The organism is Pseudomonas sp. CF161, from assembly GCF_000416215.1.
GTDB lineage: Bacteria > Pseudomonadota > Gammaproteobacteria > Pseudomonadales > Pseudomonadaceae > Aquipseudomonas.
In genome coordinates, this window is sequence record NZ_ATLP01000091.1 from 1 (window position 1) to 16649 (window position 16649).

At 65.4% G+C, this 16649-nt stretch carries 16 protein-coding genes; 6 read left to right on the forward strand and 10 right to left on the reverse strand.

The window, feature by feature from the left end:
* Positions 1–136: 136 nt before the first annotated feature.
* From CF161_RS19155 to CF161_RS19190, 8 genes are all read right to left on the reverse strand, one after another.
* A complete protein-coding gene (locus tag CF161_RS19155; RefSeq protein WP_020298253.1) occupies positions 137–1276 on the reverse strand; it encodes a hypothetical protein in 1140 nt (379 codons plus the stop codon).
* Positions 1273–2433 (reverse strand): hypothetical protein, encoded by a 1161-nt coding sequence (locus CF161_RS19160; RefSeq protein WP_020298254.1) that lies wholly within the window; start codon positions 2431–2433, stop codon positions 1273–1275. Before CF161_RS19160 ends, CF161_RS19155 begins: the two co-directional genes overlap by 4 nt.
* A complete protein-coding gene (locus tag CF161_RS19165; RefSeq protein WP_020298255.1) occupies positions 2421–3779 on the reverse strand; it encodes a F390 synthetase-related protein in 1359 nt (452 codons plus the stop codon). Before CF161_RS19165 ends, CF161_RS19160 begins: the two co-directional genes overlap by 13 nt.
* A complete protein-coding gene (locus CF161_RS19170; RefSeq protein ID WP_043229847.1) occupies positions 3769–4623 on the reverse strand; it encodes an MBL fold metallo-hydrolase in 855 nt (284 codons plus the stop codon). The genes CF161_RS19165 and CF161_RS19170 overlap by 11 nt, the downstream gene beginning before the upstream one ends.
* A complete protein-coding gene (locus tag CF161_RS19175) occupies positions 4620–5627 on the reverse strand; it encodes an NAD(P)-dependent oxidoreductase (RefSeq protein ID WP_020298257.1) in 1008 nt (335 codons plus the stop codon). The genes CF161_RS19170 and CF161_RS19175 overlap by 4 nt, the downstream gene beginning before the upstream one ends.
* Complete coding sequence (locus CF161_RS19180) at positions 5627–6646, reverse strand: beta-ketoacyl-ACP synthase 3 (protein WP_043229849.1); 1020 nt, start codon at positions 6644–6646, stop codon at positions 5627–5629. The genes CF161_RS19175 and CF161_RS19180 overlap by 1 nt, the downstream gene beginning before the upstream one ends.
* A gap of 58 nt (positions 6647–6704) precedes the next feature.
* Complete coding sequence (locus tag CF161_RS19185) at positions 6705–7376, reverse strand: hypothetical protein (RefSeq protein ID WP_020298259.1); 672 nt, start codon at positions 7374–7376, stop codon at positions 6705–6707.
* 114 nt (positions 7377–7490) lie between these two features.
* On the reverse strand, positions 7491–8408 hold the full coding sequence (locus CF161_RS19190) for a LysR substrate-binding domain-containing protein (protein WP_020298260.1): 918 nt from the start codon (positions 8406–8408) through the stop codon (positions 7491–7493).
* A 180-nt stretch (positions 8409–8588) separates the two neighbouring features.
* On the opposite strand from CF161_RS19190, the gene aspA reads away from it, so the two are divergent.
* The 5 genes from aspA to CF161_RS19215 all read left to right on the forward strand — a co-directional run bounded on the left by aspA (position 8589) and on the right by CF161_RS19215 (position 13032).
* Positions 8589–10013, forward strand: coding sequence for an aspartate ammonia-lyase (gene aspA / locus CF161_RS19195; protein WP_020298261.1), 1425 nt, complete (start codon positions 8589–8591; stop codon positions 10011–10013).
* Positions 10014–10470: 457 nt separating this feature from the next.
* Positions 10471–10962 carry a 5-(carboxyamino)imidazole ribonucleotide mutase gene (gene purE, locus CF161_RS19200; RefSeq protein WP_020298262.1) on the forward strand — a complete coding sequence of 164 codons (492 nt, stop codon included), beginning with the start codon at positions 10471–10473 and terminating at the stop codon, positions 10960–10962.
* Positions 10963–10973: 11 nt separating this feature from the next.
* Entirely contained in the window at positions 10974–12056 is a 1083-nt protein-coding gene (locus CF161_RS19205) for a 5-(carboxyamino)imidazole ribonucleotide synthase (RefSeq protein ID WP_020298263.1), read from the forward strand.
* A gap of 107 nt (positions 12057–12163) precedes the next feature.
* Positions 12164–12409 carry a GlsB/YeaQ/YmgE family stress response membrane protein gene (locus CF161_RS19210; RefSeq protein ID WP_003229635.1) on the forward strand — a complete coding sequence of 82 codons (246 nt, stop codon included), beginning with the start codon at positions 12164–12166 and terminating at the stop codon, positions 12407–12409.
* Positions 12410–12495: 86 nt separating this feature from the next.
* Positions 12496–13032: a DUF3299 domain-containing protein gene (locus CF161_RS19215; RefSeq protein ID WP_043229852.1), complete on the forward strand. Its 537-nt coding sequence runs from the start codon at positions 12496–12498 to the stop codon at positions 13030–13032.
* 64 nt (positions 13033–13096) lie between these two features.
* Here the strand turns inward: CF161_RS19215 and CF161_RS19220 are convergent, their stop codons facing one another.
* Positions 13097–13996: a D-hexose-6-phosphate mutarotase gene (locus CF161_RS19220; RefSeq protein ID WP_020298265.1), complete on the reverse strand. Its 900-nt coding sequence runs from the start codon at positions 13994–13996 to the stop codon at positions 13097–13099.
* Between the two features lie 69 nt (positions 13997–14065).
* Positions 14066–14470 carry an acyl-CoA thioesterase gene (locus CF161_RS19225; RefSeq protein WP_003229628.1) on the reverse strand — a complete coding sequence of 135 codons (405 nt, stop codon included), beginning with the start codon at positions 14468–14470 and terminating at the stop codon, positions 14066–14068.
* 673 nt (positions 14471–15143) lie between these two features.
* Between CF161_RS19225 and CF161_RS19230 the strand changes: the two genes are divergently transcribed.
* A complete protein-coding gene (locus CF161_RS19230) occupies positions 15144–16442 on the forward strand; it encodes an MFS transporter (protein ID WP_020298266.1) in 1299 nt (432 codons plus the stop codon).
* The last annotated feature ends 207 nt before the right edge of the window (positions 16443–16649 follow it).

The following is a 16649-nucleotide window of genomic DNA, read 5'->3' on the forward strand; positions in this document are numbered from 1 at the left end:
CAGCGGTCCGGCAACACGGCGGGGGCGCCGGCGGCGTCGCGAAACAGCACCAGCGGCACGCCGTGCAGGGTGCAGGCCAGGGGTTGGCGTTGCAGCTGCCGGCTCAGGGCGACGGGCCACCAGCCCGGGTGACTGTTCACAGTTTGAGCTTCCTCATCAGGGGCACGCCGATCCGTTGCAGCAGCAGGCCCATCAACTGCCACACCAGGCGCCGCGACCAGGGCAGGTGGGCGACATGGATCAGGCTGTATTCGATCTGCGGTTCGCCGCCCCGCAGGCGCTTGAAGGCGGCGGCGCCGGAGCTGAAGTTGAGCACCTGCCGGCGGTCCACCGCTTCTTGCAGGCACAGCCGGGTCAGTTGCCGGTACAGGCCGGCGCGCTGGGGCAGGGCGGTGTCGTAGCCGACGATGGGGGTGCTGATCAGGGCGCTGTTGGCGAACCAGCCCAGGGCGCCGTCGATGCGCCCTTCGGCGTTGCGCAGGGCGCGCAGTTCCAGCCAGCCTTCGGCCTGCCCGCGTTGCAGCCATCGGGCGCTGTAGTGAGGGTTGAGGCGGCTGTATTTATCCAGGTAGAGCAGGTTGTACAGCTGCTCGATGCGCTGGAAGTCGGCTTCGTTCAATTGGCTGCCGGGCACCACCGTATAAGGGCTGCGGCGCAGCAGGGTGGCATCCAGGCGGGTGTTGTGGTGGCGCAGGAAGGCTGCATTCGCGCCTTCGCGGCCGTCGAACAGGTACACCTGACGGCTGGGAATGGCCAGGTAGCCCAGGGCTTGCAGGCGCTTGCGCAGTTCGAGGTTGCTGAAGTCGTTGAGCGAGCGGAAGCCGAAGCCGTGGTCGGGAAACGCCCGGCGCAGCAGGTCGGTGATCGCCGGCAGCTCGGCGCCGTCCCAGTCGGCCGGGTAGAGGTTGGTCGACAGCAGCCAGTTGTTGACCTGCACCAGGCGGTCGACCTTGGCCGCGCTCAGCAGCCGGTCCACGCCCTGGGTCAGCAGCTTCAAGGGCCAGGCCAGCCAGGGCCGCCGCAGGCGCTGGAGCTCCTCCCGGGCGTAGCCGCTGTAGGCGGTCTGGGGCGAGACCACGTAGCAGTTATCCACAGGGTCGTGGCCGTGGTTGATGCTCACCGGGAACTGATGGCGGCCGGTATCCAGCAGGGCCAGGGCGGTGCTGACGTTGCCGATCAGCGCGCCGCCGGCGCAGGTGCGCACGTACTGCCGGGCGTGGCTGTCGCCTGGGCTTGGTGGCTCCAGGGCCAATTGTTCCGGTAGCAGCAGCTTCATGGGCGCGGCGCCTCCAGGGGCTGGCCGTTCCACTCGATATCGGCGGTGGAGGCGGCCAGCAGCCCGCAGCGGCGGGTCAGGGCGCGGCCGATGATTTCGCCGAGGCTCAGCACCTGGGCCAGCAGTGGCCCGCGGTCGCCATCCTGGACGATCACGTCCCGCGCGTGCTGGTAGTCCTTCCAGAAGGGGCGGCTCAAGGCCCGTTGCGGGGCGGCCAACAGCAGCATGGCCAGGGCGATCATGCGCGGCTCCAGGGTGGCTTCGAGTGGCGGGTTTGCGCCGGTGTTCTCGCTCAACGCCGCCACCAGCTGCGAGCGCTGGTCGTCGAACAGGTGCACGCCGCTGGTGGCCCTGGGGTTGCACTCCAGGACATGGAAACGGCCCTGGGCATCCTCGATAAAGTCGAAGCCCACCTGGCCGGTGTAGCCGGTTTCGCGGCCGAATTGCTCTAGGAAGGCGCGAATCGGCAGCGGCGCGCAGGCCTGGAAATAGATCCCGGACCCACGCCCGACCCGGTACTGCGGCTGATAGCAGCTGTGGGCGCGCAACTGGCCGTCCACCAGCACGCTGAAGCTGCAATATTCCTGGCCGGCGACAAAATCCTGGGCGACCCAGGGCGCTTCGGCGCTGGGCCGGACCTTGGCCAGTTGCGCCGCGCTCGGGCGGATCAGGGTCTGGGAGGCGAAGCGCGAATACGCCGGCTTGAGCACCAGGTTCTCGCCCTCGGCGGCCAAGGCCTGCAATGCCGCCAGGTCATGCAGCACCTGGGTCGGCGGCGCTGCCACGGCCCAGCCCTGAGTCATGGCGGCGAAATCGCCCTTGTGGTGCAGACGGTGCAGCAGGTCGAAGTCGCTGGTGAACACCCGGCACAGCGGGCGCAGGCGCTCCAGGCCGTGAGCCAGGTAGAACACCTCTTCGCAGGTCGGCAGCAGCAGGTCCACCGATTGCTGGCGGATAAGCGTGGCCAGGGCGTCGATCCAGGCCTGGGGGTTGGCTTTGGGTTCCGGCAGGCGCACGAAGTGTTCGGCGGCGCGGCTGAAGCGGCTCAAGGGCTGGGCCAGGGAATCGGCCACCGTGACGGTCCAGCCGGCGTGCTGGAACGCCCGCGCCCACTCCAGGCACGCCGGGGCGCGGGCGCCGAGAATCAGTACATGCATGGCAAGCCCTCGGGTGGTTGCAGCATCTGGATCCGGCGCCGCTTGGCCTGGGGCGGCGGCGCCTGCCAGTGGCCGAAGCTCAGGCCTGGCGGGCTCAGGTGCTGCTCGGCGCACAGCTGGTGCAGGGCCTCGGCCAGGCGCTGGCAGACCTCAGGGTAAAGCTCCCGGGTGCGCAGGTTGATGTGCCAGGTCAGGCCCTGCTGGCGAATTTCATATTCCTCCAGGGCCGAGCCGAGCATCAGCAGGCCACGGCGCAGCACGTCGGGATACAGGGCTCGCAATTGCCGGCCATCGAGGCTCGGCAGCCAGAGGATTTCATCGGCTCGGCCCTCTACCGCCGCGATGGCGCGCTCGGCGCGGCCGCAGGGGCAGGGCGCCGCAGCGACTCGCAGAATATCGTTGAGGCGGTAGCGCACGATCATCTGCGTGCGCCGGGAAAAGTCGGTGATGATCGGCTGAAAACGCGTCTGCGCGGCATCCAGCCATTGCGGCTCGATATGCAGGTGGCTCTCGTTGAGGTGCAGGGTCCCGGCCTCGCAGGTGTAGCCGAGAAAGCCCTCGCTGGCCTGATAGATCTGCTGCGGCTGGCGCCCGAACGCGGCGAATACCGCCTCGGCGTCGGCGCTTTCCAGCACCTCGGCCACCGACAAAATGTGCCGTGGGCGAATCCGCAGCTGCCCGGCCAGGGCCGCCTGGGCCAAGCCGCGCAGCACGGTGGCCGGGGCCACCAGCACATCCGGATCCTGCTGGTTCAACTGTTCGAAGGACGGCGCCAGGCCCAGGGTCAGGTCGTGAAAGGCAAAGTCGATACGGCGACTGGCCAGGGTGGTGTACAGGCGGCTGTTGGCCCGCAGGAAGAAGGCAATCCGCAGCGGTGCCAGCCACGGGCACAGTAACCGTGGCAACAGCGCCCGGGGCAGGGTCCGCGCCAGCAGGATACCGGCCCAGCGCTGGCGCTCGACGCTGCTCACCAGAAACACCCCCTGGGCCCCCGACGTACCGCTGGACAGGCCGACGGTGATATCCCCCAGCGTCGGGCTGAAGTCCCGCGACTGCTCGGCCTGGACCGCCAGCGGCAGCACCTGCTCCAGGCTCAGGTCGCGGGTGTTGTAGGCCGCGAAGTCGCCCATCAGCGTGGCCTTGTCCATCAATGGCAGGCGGTCGAGGGTTGCCGCCGGCAGGGGGCTGAAGCCTCGGGCCTGAGGCATGACCCGGGCCATGAAATGCGCCAGGCGCCTGGCCTGCCAGGCTTCCAGCCGGTCGCGCCGGCGAAATTGCAGGCCGTAGCGGCTGAGGATGAAGGAACCCACGCTGCGCAGCGTACTCAGCAGGCGCTCACTGTTCATCGACGAACGCCTCCCAGGCCCGGGTGCAATGGGACGGCAGCACCGCCACCGCCGGTTCGCGCCGGAGCAACTGGCCCAGACCGCTGTAGGTGCGTCGGTATTGCCCTTGATCGGCGCTGGAAAACCACAGCGCCGGCGCCGCCGGCAGGCGATTGGCGCGGCAGGCCGGCACCGACCAGCAGGCGTCGGCCACCAGGAACACCGGCCGCCCCTGGGCATCGGGGATGAACAGACCCAGTTGGCCCTCGCTGTGCCCGGGCAGCGGCACGCCGATCAGGCTGGCATCGCCGAACAGGTCCAGGCCGCGTTCGAACGGCGCCATCCACGTCGGCAACTCGCAGCTGGGGCTGGCTTCGGCCAGGTTCAGGCGGGCGTTGAAGTCGTCCGGCAGCAACCCCGGCAAGTGCCCGCCGAGGGTGGCTCGCCAACGCTGGCCGCGCAGGCTGTCAATATGCCGGTAATCGGCTTCCAGGGCGATGAAACGGGCATTGCTGAAGTCCTTCAGGCCGGCGATATGGTCGGCGTGGAAGTGGGAAATGATCACGTAGCGGATATCCGCCGGGCCGATGCCCAGCTCATGCAACTGGGCCCCAAGCTGTTCCACCACTGGCAACTGCACCGGCACCGCGCTGCGGTACAGGCGTTCTGGCAGGGCGCGGGTGGCCTGGAAGAAGTGCTCGGCGTAGCCGGTGTCGTACAGCATCCAGCCGTGGTCCGGGTGCTGGATCAGCCCGCACAAGGCCGGAAACTGCACCGGCGCCAGGCGCCCGCCACGGTCGGCCATGCATTCCAGGTGCTGGCACCAGCCGGCCCGCAGGATCTTCAAGCTAACGCGGCGGCTCATGGTTGTTGCCTCTGCTGTGCCAGCCACCATTGGGCGTGCTGGGCGATGCCCTGTTCCTGGCTGATGACCGGGCGGTAGCCCAGCTCGCGCTGGATCGCGCTGATGTCCAGGGTCTGGCTGAAGGCCAGGACCCCGGCGCCGTAGCGGGTGATCAGCGGCTCGTCGCCGTTGCCCAGGCGCGCCTTGAGCTCCAGCAGGTGCGCCACGGCGTGCACCAGGGGCCAGGGCAGGCGGCGGGTGCGCAGGGGCAGGTCGAATTGGCGGGCCATTTTCTCCAGCAGTTCCTTGAAACTCAGCGGCGTGCCGTTGCTCAGGTTGTAGATGCACAGCGCACGGGGCAGCGGCCGGGTCAGGGCCAGCCACACCGCCTGCACCAGGTTGTCGACGCAGGTCAGGTCCAGTTGCGCCCGGCCGCCGCGCATCAGCGGAATTGCCCCGCGCTGCATCACCCGCAGCAGGCGCGGCATCAGGGTCGCGTCCCAGGGGCCGAACACCGCCCGTGGTCGCAGGATCACGCATTCGTCAAGCCCGGCCTGGCCCAGCAGCACTTCGGCCTGGGCCTTGCTGCGGGCGTAGTCATTCACCGGGGGCGGCAGCGGCTGGTCCTCGCGAATGCCCAGGCGGTCGCGAAAGTCGAAGTACAGGCTCGGCGTCGACAGGTGCACCAGGCGCCGCACCTGATTGACGCGGCAGGCGTTGATCACCTCGGCGGTGGAGTCGAGGTTGGCCTGGGCAAAGGCCTGGGGCGACCCCCAGGGCGAAGACAGCGCCGCGCAATGCACCATGGCGTCGCAACCCCGGCTGGCGTCGGCCAGCAGCGCCTCGGCCTGGGGGCTGCCATGGTCCAGGGCCAGCCAGCGCACGGGCGCCGGGCTCAAGGCCATGACTTCGGCGGCGGCCTGGGCATTGCGTCCGCTGAACAGCACCTCGCAGCCTTCGGCCGCCAGCCGCCACACCAGATGCCTGCCGATAAACCCGCTGCCGCCAGTGACCAGGACTTTCATCAGTACTCCAGGATCATGCCGCCGAGGGACAGGCCCGCGCCGGTGCCGATCAGCAGCAGCCGTTGCCCGCGCTGGATGCGTCCGTCGCGTACCGCAATGTCGAGGGCCGTGGGCAGGGAGGCCGCAACCTGATTGCCGTGCCGGGCAAAGATGTCGATCACCTGCCGCGAGTCGAACCCCAGGCGCCGGGCCGCGTGCTGCATCGCCTGCTGGCTGGCCTGGTGCGGAATCACCCAGTCGATCTGCCCTTGCTGCAGGCCGGCCTGGCTCAGCAGCTCTGCCAACAGGTTCGGCAGGTGTTTGGCGGCGAGGCGGAACACGCCTTTGCCCTGCATCGAAAAACTGGTCAGGGGCTCGAAGGGTTCATCGATGCGTCGCGGGTGATAACGCGAACCGCCGGCGCGGATCTGGCACAGCTCGGCGCCTTCGGAAAAGGTCTTGAGGCGCGAGGCGAGGATCTTCGGCCCGGCGTCGCTGGTGCCCAATACCACGGCGGCGGCCCCATCGCCAAAGATGCCGCTGACTTCGACCTGCTGCCAGTCCAGCCCGCAGGAGGCGATGTCGGCGCAGACCAGCAGGATGCGTCGGTACTGCCCGGCAATCAGCGGCCAGGACAGGGTGTCGAGGGCGGCAATGAACCCCAGGCAACTGGCGTTGATGTCCAGGGCCGGGATACCTGACTGGCCCAGGCCCAGCTCGCGGTGCAGCAGCGCGGCATTGCACGGCATGCCCTGGTCCTGGGTGCCGCTGGCACAGACCACCAGGTCCAGTTGCTCCAGTTCGACTCCCGCCGCCAGCAGTGCCCGGCGCGCCGCGCTGGCCCCCAGGCTGGCGGCGTTGTCTGCGCAACTGGCGACATGCCGCTGCAGCACGCCGCTGATGCGCGCCACGCTGCCGGTTGCCAGACCCATTTGGCTATCCAGTTCGGCACTGGTGACGATCCGCTCGGGCAGGGCGTGCCCGGTGCCGAGGATGGCCACGGCTCTGGAGGGCAGGGGCGAAGGCTGTGATGTGTGCATTCAGGTTCCGTGTGTGGGCGGTCGGACCGCGCGCCAATGGCGGCAAGGCAAGGGGGGATCAAGTCGGCTCAAGGGCCACCGGGCATTTTTCCAGCAGCAGCGCGATGCCCTGCTGGTATTCGTCGGGGTCCATCAGGTCGCTGTGCTTGGGGATGTTGTAGGCCTTGCCCTGGCGGTGCAGGTCGGCGCTCGCCAGGCAATAGAAATCGGGGCTTTGCGCAAGGTGCGCGACCTGCTCCCAGGCCAGCCCGCCCGTGGCGCCATTGGCGTGGGTCAGGGTGAAGCCCTGGTCGTCGAGCAGCAGGCGATAGGCGCCTTCGCTGGCCTTGAGTGGAATCCGCAGCTTGGCCTCCACCAGGCGTTGGTTGAGCCCGCGCAAAGGCGTGCCTGACGGGATCGGCTTGAGGTTGATGTTGTCTTGCAGGCGCTTGAGCCAGCGGCGGGAAAAAAGCCACCAGCCCAGCCCGTAGATCAGGCCGAACAGCAGCATGGCGATGATTTTTTCAGCGCTGAACACGCGCTGCGGGAAGTAAATCGCGGCCAGGCCGCCGGCCAGCGGCAGTGCAAACGCCAGGGCCGTGACCAGGCCCGGGACAAGGCGGGCGGCCAGCCGATTCTGCAGCTGAGTGACCTTGCCCATGTGCTGGTCGTGCTGCTGCATTTCGCGCGCCAGCTGTGGGGCGATTCTGGCGGCGGTGTGGGCGGGGGTGATGCTGAACTGCAATTCCATGGTGTTCAAACCGGCGTCCGTTACCTGATCAGGGCGGCAGTTTACGTGTTTGCGCGTTGGTTGGTGCTGGTGTCTTTCAGCGCCCCTGGGGTCACGGGGCGCCAGGCGTCGCACTCAGGCGCTGGTGGTGTTTTGCGCCGCGCCGCCTTCGAGCTTGCGCCACAGCAGGCGCACGTTGGCCTTGCGCACCAGGGCGCAGCGGTACAGGCGAATCTCCAGCGGCACATGCCATTGCGGACCGCCACAGATCACCAGCTCGCCGCGCGCCAGTTCGGCCCGCACGCTCAATTGGGGCACCCAGGCGATGCCCAGGCCTTCGAGGGCCATGCTTTTCAGGCTGTCGGCCATGGCGGTTTCGTACACCGTGGTAAAACGCAGCGCGCGCTGGCGCAGCAGCATGTTCACCGAGCGCCCGAGAAAGGCCCCGGCGCTGTAGGCCAGCAGCGGCACGCTGGCTTCGCCCTCAAGGTCGAACAGCGGCTGGCCGTCCGGCCCGGCGGCGCACACCGGGAGCATTTCGGTGTGGCCCAGGTGCAGCGAGGGGAAGATTTCCGAGTCCATCTGCATGGCGGCGTCCGGGTCATAGAAGGCCAGCATCAGGTCGCAACCGCCTTCACGCAGGGCATGCACCGCGTCGCCGACGTTGGTCGCCACCAGCCGCGTGGCGATGTTCAGGCCTTCGTTGCGCAGTTGCGCGATCCAGCGCGGGAAGAACCCCAGCGCCAGGGAGTGCGCGGCCGCGACCTGCATCACCTCGCCCTGGCCGCCTTCCAGGTGATGCAAATGCCGCAGCACTTCACCCAGTTGCTCGACCACGGTGCGCGCGGTCACCAGGAACAGCTGCCCGGCGGCCGTCAGCTCGATGGGCGTGCGGGAGCGGTTGACCAGGGTCAGGCCCAGCGCCGACTCCAGGCTGCGGATCCGTCGGCTGAAGGCGGGCTGGGTCACGAAGCGCCGTTCGGCGGCCTGCGAGAAGCTGCGGGTGGCGGCCAGGGCACTGAAGTCCTCGAGCCATTTGCTTTCCAGATTCATCACGTCCTCCCGGACACGCACCATTTTAGGTCACACGCTCGCCGCACACGCGGCGTCACATGGGCATTATGCCGTTTATGCATAGGGCAGTGTTTAACAGCATTGGCCCTAAATTGCCTGTAGGCCTAGCATTCGAAGCGTTCCGGCACAGACCGGGTCCATATTGAGATGATTTCTATCATGTCCTCCGCTGCATCATTCCGCACAGAAAAAGACCTGCTTGGCGTACTCGAAGTACCGGCTCAAGCGTATTACGGCATCCAGACCCTGCGAGCGGTGAATAACTTCCGTCTCTCTGGCGTTCCGATTTCGCACTACCCCAAGCTGGTTGTCGGCCTGGCGATGGTCAAGCAGGCCGCCGCTGACGCTAACCGCGAGCTGGGTCATCTGAGTGAAGCCAAGCACGCTGCCATCAGCGAAGCCTGTGCCCGTCTGATCCGCGGCGATTTCCACGAAGAGTTCGTGGTGGACATGATTCAAGGCGGCGCTGGCACTTCGACCAACATGAATGCCAACGAAGTCATCGCCAACATCGCGCTGGAGGCCATGGGCCACAGCAAGGGCGAGTACCAGTACCTGCACCCGAACAACGACGTGAACATGGCGCAGTCGACCAACGACGCCTACCCGACCGCGATCCGCCTGGGTCTGCTGCTGGGCCACGACGCCATGCTCGCCAGCCTCGACAGCCTGATCCAGGCGTTCGCAGCCAAGGGTCAAGAATTCAACCACGTCCTGAAGATGGGCCGCACCCAGCTGCAAGACGCCGTGCCGATGACCCTCGGCCAGGAATTCCGCGCCTTCGCCACCACCCTGGGTGAAGACCTGGCACGCCTGAAGACCCTGGCTCCGGAGCTGCTGACCGAAGTCAACCTGGGCGGCACCGCCATCGGTACCGGCATCAACGCCGACCCGCGTTACCAGCACCTGGCCGTACAGCGCCTGGCAACCATCAGCGGTCACCCGCTGGTGCCGGCCGCCGACCTGATCGAAGCCACCTCCGACATGGGCGCCTTCGTGCTGTTCTCCGGCATGCTCAAGCGCACCGCGGTCAAGCTGTCGAAGATCTGCAACGACCTGCGCCTGCTGTCCAGCGGCCCACGTACCGGGATCAACGAGATCAACCTGCCAGCGCGTCAGCCCGGCAGCTCGATCATGCCCGGCAAGGTCAACCCGGTTATCCCGGAAGCGGTCAACCAGGTGGCGTTCCAGATCATCGGCAACGACCTGGCCCTGACCATCGCGGCCGAAGGCGGCCAGCTGCAACTGAACGTGATGGAGCCGCTGATCGCATTCAAGATCTTCGACTCGATCCGCCTGCTGCAACGCGCCATGGACATGCTGCGCGAGCACTGCATCGTCGGCATCACCGCCAACGAAGAGCGCTGCCGCGAACTGGTCGAGCACTCGATCGGCCTGGTCACCGCGCTGAACCCGTACATCGGCTACGAAAACGCCACCCGCATCGCCCGTATCGCCCTTGAAAGCGGCCGCGGCGTGCTGGAACTGGTGCGCGAAGAAGGCCTGCTCGACGAAGCCATGCTCGCCGACATCCTGCGCCCGGAAAACATGATTGCCCCCCGTCTGGTTCCGCTGAAGGCGTAACCGACGCAACACCGCTCACCAGGTCGAGGGACTAGACACCTCTCACCTTTTGAGGGCTTGGAGATCACTCTCCAGGCCCTTTTTTTTGCCTGTCCCCAACGCGCCATGGCATCAATCTGTAGCTGCTGCCGCAGGCTCGGGCCTAAACACCTCCTCATTTACCTGACACCCAACGGCGCCCGATCCGGCCAGCGCAGCCGCGTTCCTTCGGCAGCGGCTACGGGGTTTTTGGGGGGTGGATGAACTGACTTTGGGGTCAATAAAATCGGGGTTTTACTGTGGAAATACTTTGTATGACAGGTGGTCGGCGAAAGTGCGTTTAGTGCGGCTTTTTCGGTATACTGCGCGGCCTTCGGCCGGTTCGCCTGGCCATAATTCGTACATTCAAGCCACGCATTTTGCGTGGCTTGTTGTTTTTTGACGCGCCTGCGGGCGCCCAGAGAGAAGAGGCACGACGATGAGTGCACTGGTTGGCGTGATCATGGGCTCCAAGTCCGATTGGTCCACCCTTAGCCACACCGCCGATATGCTGGAAAAGCTCGGCATCCCTTACGAGGTGAAAGTGGTCTCTGCCCACCGCACCCCGGACCTGCTGTTCCAGTACGCCGAAGAGGCTGAGGCGCGTGGCATCGAGGTGATCATCGCCGGTGCCGGCGGCGCGGCCCACTTGCCAGGCATGTGTGCGGCCAAGACCCACCTGCCGGTCCTGGGCGTGCCGGTGCAGTCGTCGATGCTCTCGGGCGTCGATTCCCTGCTGTCGATCGTGCAGATGCCGGCCGGCATTCCGGTTGCCACCCTGGCCATCGGCAAGGCTGGCGCGATCAACGCCGCGCTGCTGTCGGCGAGCATCCTGGGCGCCAAGCACCCGCAATTTCATACCGTGCTGAAAAAATTCCGCGCTGAACAGACAGACAGCGTCCTGGACAATCCAGACCCACGCGTCGCCTGAGGTTTTTGACGATGAAGATCGGTGTAATCGGTGGCGGCCAGTTGGGCCGCATGTTGGCCCTGGCGGGTACGCCGCTGGGGATGAACTTCGCTTTCCTGGACCCGGCGCCAGACGCCTGTGCCGCGGCATTGGGCGAACACCTGCGAGCCGATTACGGCGATCAGGACCACCTGCGCCAACTGGCCGATGAAGTGGACCTGGTGACCTTCGAGTTCGAAAGCGTGCCGGCCGAGACTGTGGCCTTCCTTTCGCAATTCGTCCCGGTCTACCCGAGCGCCGAAGCCCTGCGCATCGCCCGCGATCGCTGGTTCGAAAAGAGCATGTTCAAGGACCTGGGGATTCCCACCCCGGCGTTCGCCGACATCCAGTCGCAAGCCGACCTGGACGCCGCGGTAGCCGCCATCGGCCTGCCGGCTGTATTGAAAACCCGCACCCTGGGTTACGACGGCAAGGGCCAGAAAGTCCTGCGCAAACCTGAAGACGTGGTCGGCACCTTTGCCGAACTGGGCAGCGTCGCCTGCCTGCTGGAAGGCTTCGTGCCGTTCACTGGTGAAGTCTCGCTGATCGCCGTGCGTGCCCGCGATGGTGAAACCCGGTTCTACCCGCTGGTGCACAACACCCACGACAGTGGCATTCTCAAGCTGTCCGTGGCCAGTACCGACCACCCATTGCAGGCCCTGGCCGAGGACTACTCGAGCCGCGTGCTCAAGCAACTGGATTACGTCGGCGTGATGGCGTTCGAGTTCTTTGAAGTCGACGGTGGCCTCAAGGCCAACGAAATCGCCCCGCGCGTGCACAACTCCGGGCACTGGACCACCGAAGGTGCCGAGTGCAGCCAGTTCGAAAACCACCTGCGGGCCGTGGCCGGCTTGCCGCTGGGTTCGACCGCCAAGGTTGGCGAGAGCGCCATGCTCAACTTCATCGGTGAAGTGCCGCCGGTGGACAAGGTCATCGCCATCGACGACTGCCACCTGCATCACTACGGCAAGGCCTTCAAGGCCGGGCGCAAGGTGGGTCATGCCAACCTGCGTTGCAAGGACCTGGCGACCCTTCAGGCGCAGATCCTCAAGGTCCAGGCGCTGATCGCCGAGTAACAAATCCCGGGTGCCGGCGGGAACCTTCGTTCGCCGCCGTTCTCTGATGGCAGGATGCCAAAGTGCTGACTAGGCTTTGGCGTACCTACCCACACAGAGGAAATGCCATGGGAATTATCGGAACCATTTTTATCGGCTTGATCGTCGGCCTGCTGGCACGCTTCCTCAAGCCTGGCGATGACAGCATGGGCTGGATCATGACCATCCTGCTGGGCATCGGCGGCTCGCTGGCAGCCACCTACGGTGGTCAGGCACTGGGTATCTACCAGGCCGGTCAAGGTGCGGGCTTTATCGGTGCACTGGTCGGCGCGATCGTGTTGCTGGTGATCTACGGCCTGATCAAAAAGAACTGATTCTGCGACGAAACCCTCTCTGCTGCGCAGGCCGGGAGGGCTAGAATGCTCGGCGACGCAACGTCCCTCCCTGATCGAGCCCCTCCATGCGCCGTCTTTTATTGACTCTTGTTTTGCTGGGCAGCGGCCTGGCCCAGGCCGCTGAACTGCCGGAAACCGACTGGCTGGAACTGATGCCCAAGTCGGACCAGAAAGCCCTCGAGCAGATGCCGGAAATCGACCACAACTCCCCCGAAGCCAATGGCACCTTTACCGACAAGGGTGGCCTGAAGCAGAGCAAGGGTTTGCCGGCGGTCATGTATTCAACCAAGACCGTGGCTGCGATGAACGGCAAGGACATCCGCATCGGTGGTTACCCGGTGCCGCTGGAGGCCGATGCCAAGGGTCGCAGCACGCTGTTTTTCCTGGTGCCGTACCCGGGGGCGTGCATCCACGTACCGCCACCGCCGCCGAACCAACTGGTGCTGGTGCGCTTTCCCAAAGGCCTGAAGCTGGACGATATCTACACCCCGCTGTGGGTCACCGGCACGCTGAAGGTGGAGAAGGTCAACAACGACCTGGCCGACGCCGCCTATGCCCTGGATGCGGCGAAGGTGCGGGTGGTCAAGGAATCGGATTTGTAGGCTGCTGGACGTTCAGCTGATCTGTCAGCTCCCTCACTTGAAGAGGGAGCCGACTGCCGCTCGATCAGAGCGCAGCGCTGCTGATGCTCACACCCAGGGTGTGGCTGGCACCCGGTGCCAGGGTCACCACGTCATTCATCACGTTGGCGGTTTCGATGCACAGCATGCGTTGCCAGCCATCGGCGGCCATGTCGCTGAACTGGGCGGCGCGGTCGATCCAGGGGTTCCAGATCACCGCCGAGCGTGAGCCGCTGCTGGTCAGTTGGATGCGCCGCTGCCACGCCGGATCGACAATGCTCAACTGCGGCGGGGTGTTGAGGTAGATGCGATCGGTCTCGCCGGTAAAATGCAGGTCGCCGGCCTGGGGCACGGTCTTCCAGTCATCCAGGGTTTCGATGTAGTCCAGCCCGTCCAGCCCCTCGACATGCACCTGACGCACATCGCTGACCGCAAAGTAGCTGTGCAGCGCCTGGCTGATGCTGACGCTCTCGGTGCCGCGGTTATGGCTGGTCAAGCTGATGTGCAGTTGCTCGTCCAGGCGAATCGACAGCTTCAGGTCGACCGGGTGCGGCCAGCCCGGCAGCCCGCCTTGAGGCATTGGCAGCACCAACTCCACCACCAGGCTCTGGCCCTGGGTTTCGATCCCCAGCAGTTCCCAGTCGGTGGCCCGTACCAGGCCGTGGGCCGGGGCGGGGTCGTTGCTCTGGCGCATGTCTTGAACGCTTTGCGGGTTGCGCGCCAGGTTGCCGAACCACGGCCAGCACACCGGAACCCCGGCACGAATGCTTTTGCCGGCCTTGAACACCGCCTCGTCGTTGAGCCAGATCAGCGGCGGTTGCCCGGCCAGTTGATAGCTGAGGATGTGCGCGCCTTGCTGGGCCACCAGCAATTCGGCCTGACCGTGGCGGATGCGCCAGCAGTTCAGCTCATCCAGTTTGACGGTCTCGACGTGAGGGCTTGGCATGCGACGGTTCTCGTTCAGGAGTGGGGCTGCTTTGGACCGCGCAACGCCCCTCGGGTTTAACGCGGGCTATCAGCGGGCTCTGGGTGGAACCGAGCGGGTGCGGCCGCTGCCGTCGATGGCGACGAATACGAACACCGCCTCGGTGACCTTGCGCCATTCGCTGGACAGCGGGTCGTCGCTCCACACTTCGACCATCATCTGGATCGAGCTGCGGCCGATTTCCAGGGTCTGGGTATAGAAGGACAACTGCGCGCCGACCGCGACCGGCACCAGGAACGCCATGCGATCAATGGCCACCGTCGCCACCCGGCCACCGGCTACGCGGCTGGCCATGGCCGTGCCGGCGAGGTCCATCTGCGCCACCAGCCAGCCGCCGAAAATATCGCCAAAGCCGTTGGTTTCGCGGGGGAGTGCGGTGATTTGCAGGGCCAGGTCGCCTTGCGGGATCGGATCTTCTTGTTCGAGTTCTATCATCTCGGGGGTGCCTCTGACCCATGACTCTTCGTGTTTGCTGCAGGTGAATAGCCGTCTTGAGGAAAAACGATTCAGCCCGAACATACTACGTTCGTCACGTTCTTCGTAAGGCGTGCTAAAGGGATACTCTGCGAAATCGGCTGATTCTGCTGCCGCTTGAGGGGCCAACGACGTTTTCGCACAGCAACCCTTGCCAGGAGCGGGTTTTGGCTCCGAGGTCCGCGAGTATATCGGTCGATAGACTCCGCGACGACCGTCAGGTTCTCATTTTGCCGCCCAATGGCGGCATCTTCCTGAAAGTTTTTTGATCACGCCCTGACACGCGGGCTCAAGCGCCTGAATCTTGGTCAAACCAGTCATCCAGATTGAGGGTTTTGGCCATTGTGCCTGTTCGTCCGGCAACCTCAGTATTTCGTGGCTTTCCTGTGGTTCCCGATACCAGGGGCTGTTGACGCTTGGCCACCGTCGCGGCCTGTCAGCAAACGTCAACAGACCCTAATAACAACATGAGGAATTCTGGCCAGGCGCGACGTGGTGTCCGCAGGGCACCCTCAAGCGCCGGATGTGGCGTTCAGAATGTGCATTTTCGAACAATTTGCTATCGTGCCCCACCTGCCAGGCCCCAACCAGCGCTGTTGAGGCTTCAGAACCGCCTATAAGAGAAGCCCTTGCCATGACCACTGTGCCCTCGAGCATTGCGCAGCCAGCGCAACCCGCCCGCCCGTTGACCCGCAACGACTACAAGACCCTGTCGCTGTCCGCTTTGGGCGGCGCGCTGGAGTTCTACGATTTCATCATTTTCGTGTTCTTCGCCACGGTGGTGGGCAAGTTGTTCTTCCCGCCCGACATGCCTGAATGGCTGCGCCTGATGCAGACCTTCGGCATTTTTGCCGCCGGTTACCTGGCGCGGCCCCTGGGCGGGATCGTGATGGCGCACTTCGGCGACCTGCTGGGGCGCAAGAAGATGTTCACCCTGAGCATTTTCATGATGGCCGTGCCGACCCTGATCATGGGCCTGCTGCCCACCTACGCGCAGATCGGCATGTGGGCGCCGATCCTGTTGCTGGTGATGCGCGTGATCCAGGGCGCGGCCATCGGCGGTGAAGTGCCGGGCGCCTGGGTGTTCGTTTCCGAGCATGTGCCCCAGCGGCACATGGGTTATGCCTGCGGCACCCTGACCTCGGGCCTCACGGCCGGCATCCTGCTGGGCTCGCTGGTCGCCACCGCGATCAACAGTATCTACACCCCGGTCGAAGTGGCCGATTACGCCTGGCGGATCCCGTTCCTGCTGGGTGGGGTTTTCGGTCTGTTCTCGGTGTACCTGCGCCGCTGGTTGCACGAGACGCCGGTGTTCGCCGAGCTGCAGGAGCGCAAGGCGCTGGCGGCGGAAGTGCCGTTGCGCGCGGTATTGCGTGATCACCGGGGCGCGATCCTGGTCTCCATGCTGCTGACCTGGCTGCTCTCGGCCGGGATCATCGTGGTGATCCTGATGACCCCGACCTTCCTGCAGACCATCTATCACTTCTCGCCGACCACTGCGCTTCAGGCCAACAGCCTGGCCATCGTGTTCCTGAGCCTGGGCTGCATCGCCTCGGGGGCCCTGGCCGACCGTTTCGGTGCCGGGCGGGTATTCGTGGTGGGCAGCGGCCTGTTGTTGGTCAGCTCCTGGACCTTCTATCACAGCCTGATGGACCACCCGCAATGGCTGTTCCCGCTGTACGCGCTGACCGGTTTGTTCGTCGGCACCATCGGCGCGGTGCCCTATGTGATGGTCAAGGCGTTCCCGGCCGTGGTGCGTTTCAGCGGCTTGTCGTTTTCCTACAACCTGGCCTACGCGATCTTCGGTGGCCTGACGCCGATGGCGGTGACCTGGTTGCTCAAGGGCAGCCCGATGGGCCCGGCCTACTATGTTGCAATTCTTTGCAGCCTGGGGATGGTGGTGGGCCTGTACCTGTGGAAAAAAGGCCGCTGATGGCCTCTTCCCGGCGGGGCTCCCTGTGCCCCGCCTGGCGCCGGCCGTGTCGCTCACGGCCGGCATGCCGCTAGCCGTTTCACGTTTTCACCCCCGCGCAAATAAAGGCCAGCCTTCCTCCCCGGAATGCTGGCCTTTCATCTAATTGTCATATTCCAGTCATAGAGTGTTCACACGGCCTACAGATACTTGGCCCCGACTTAACAC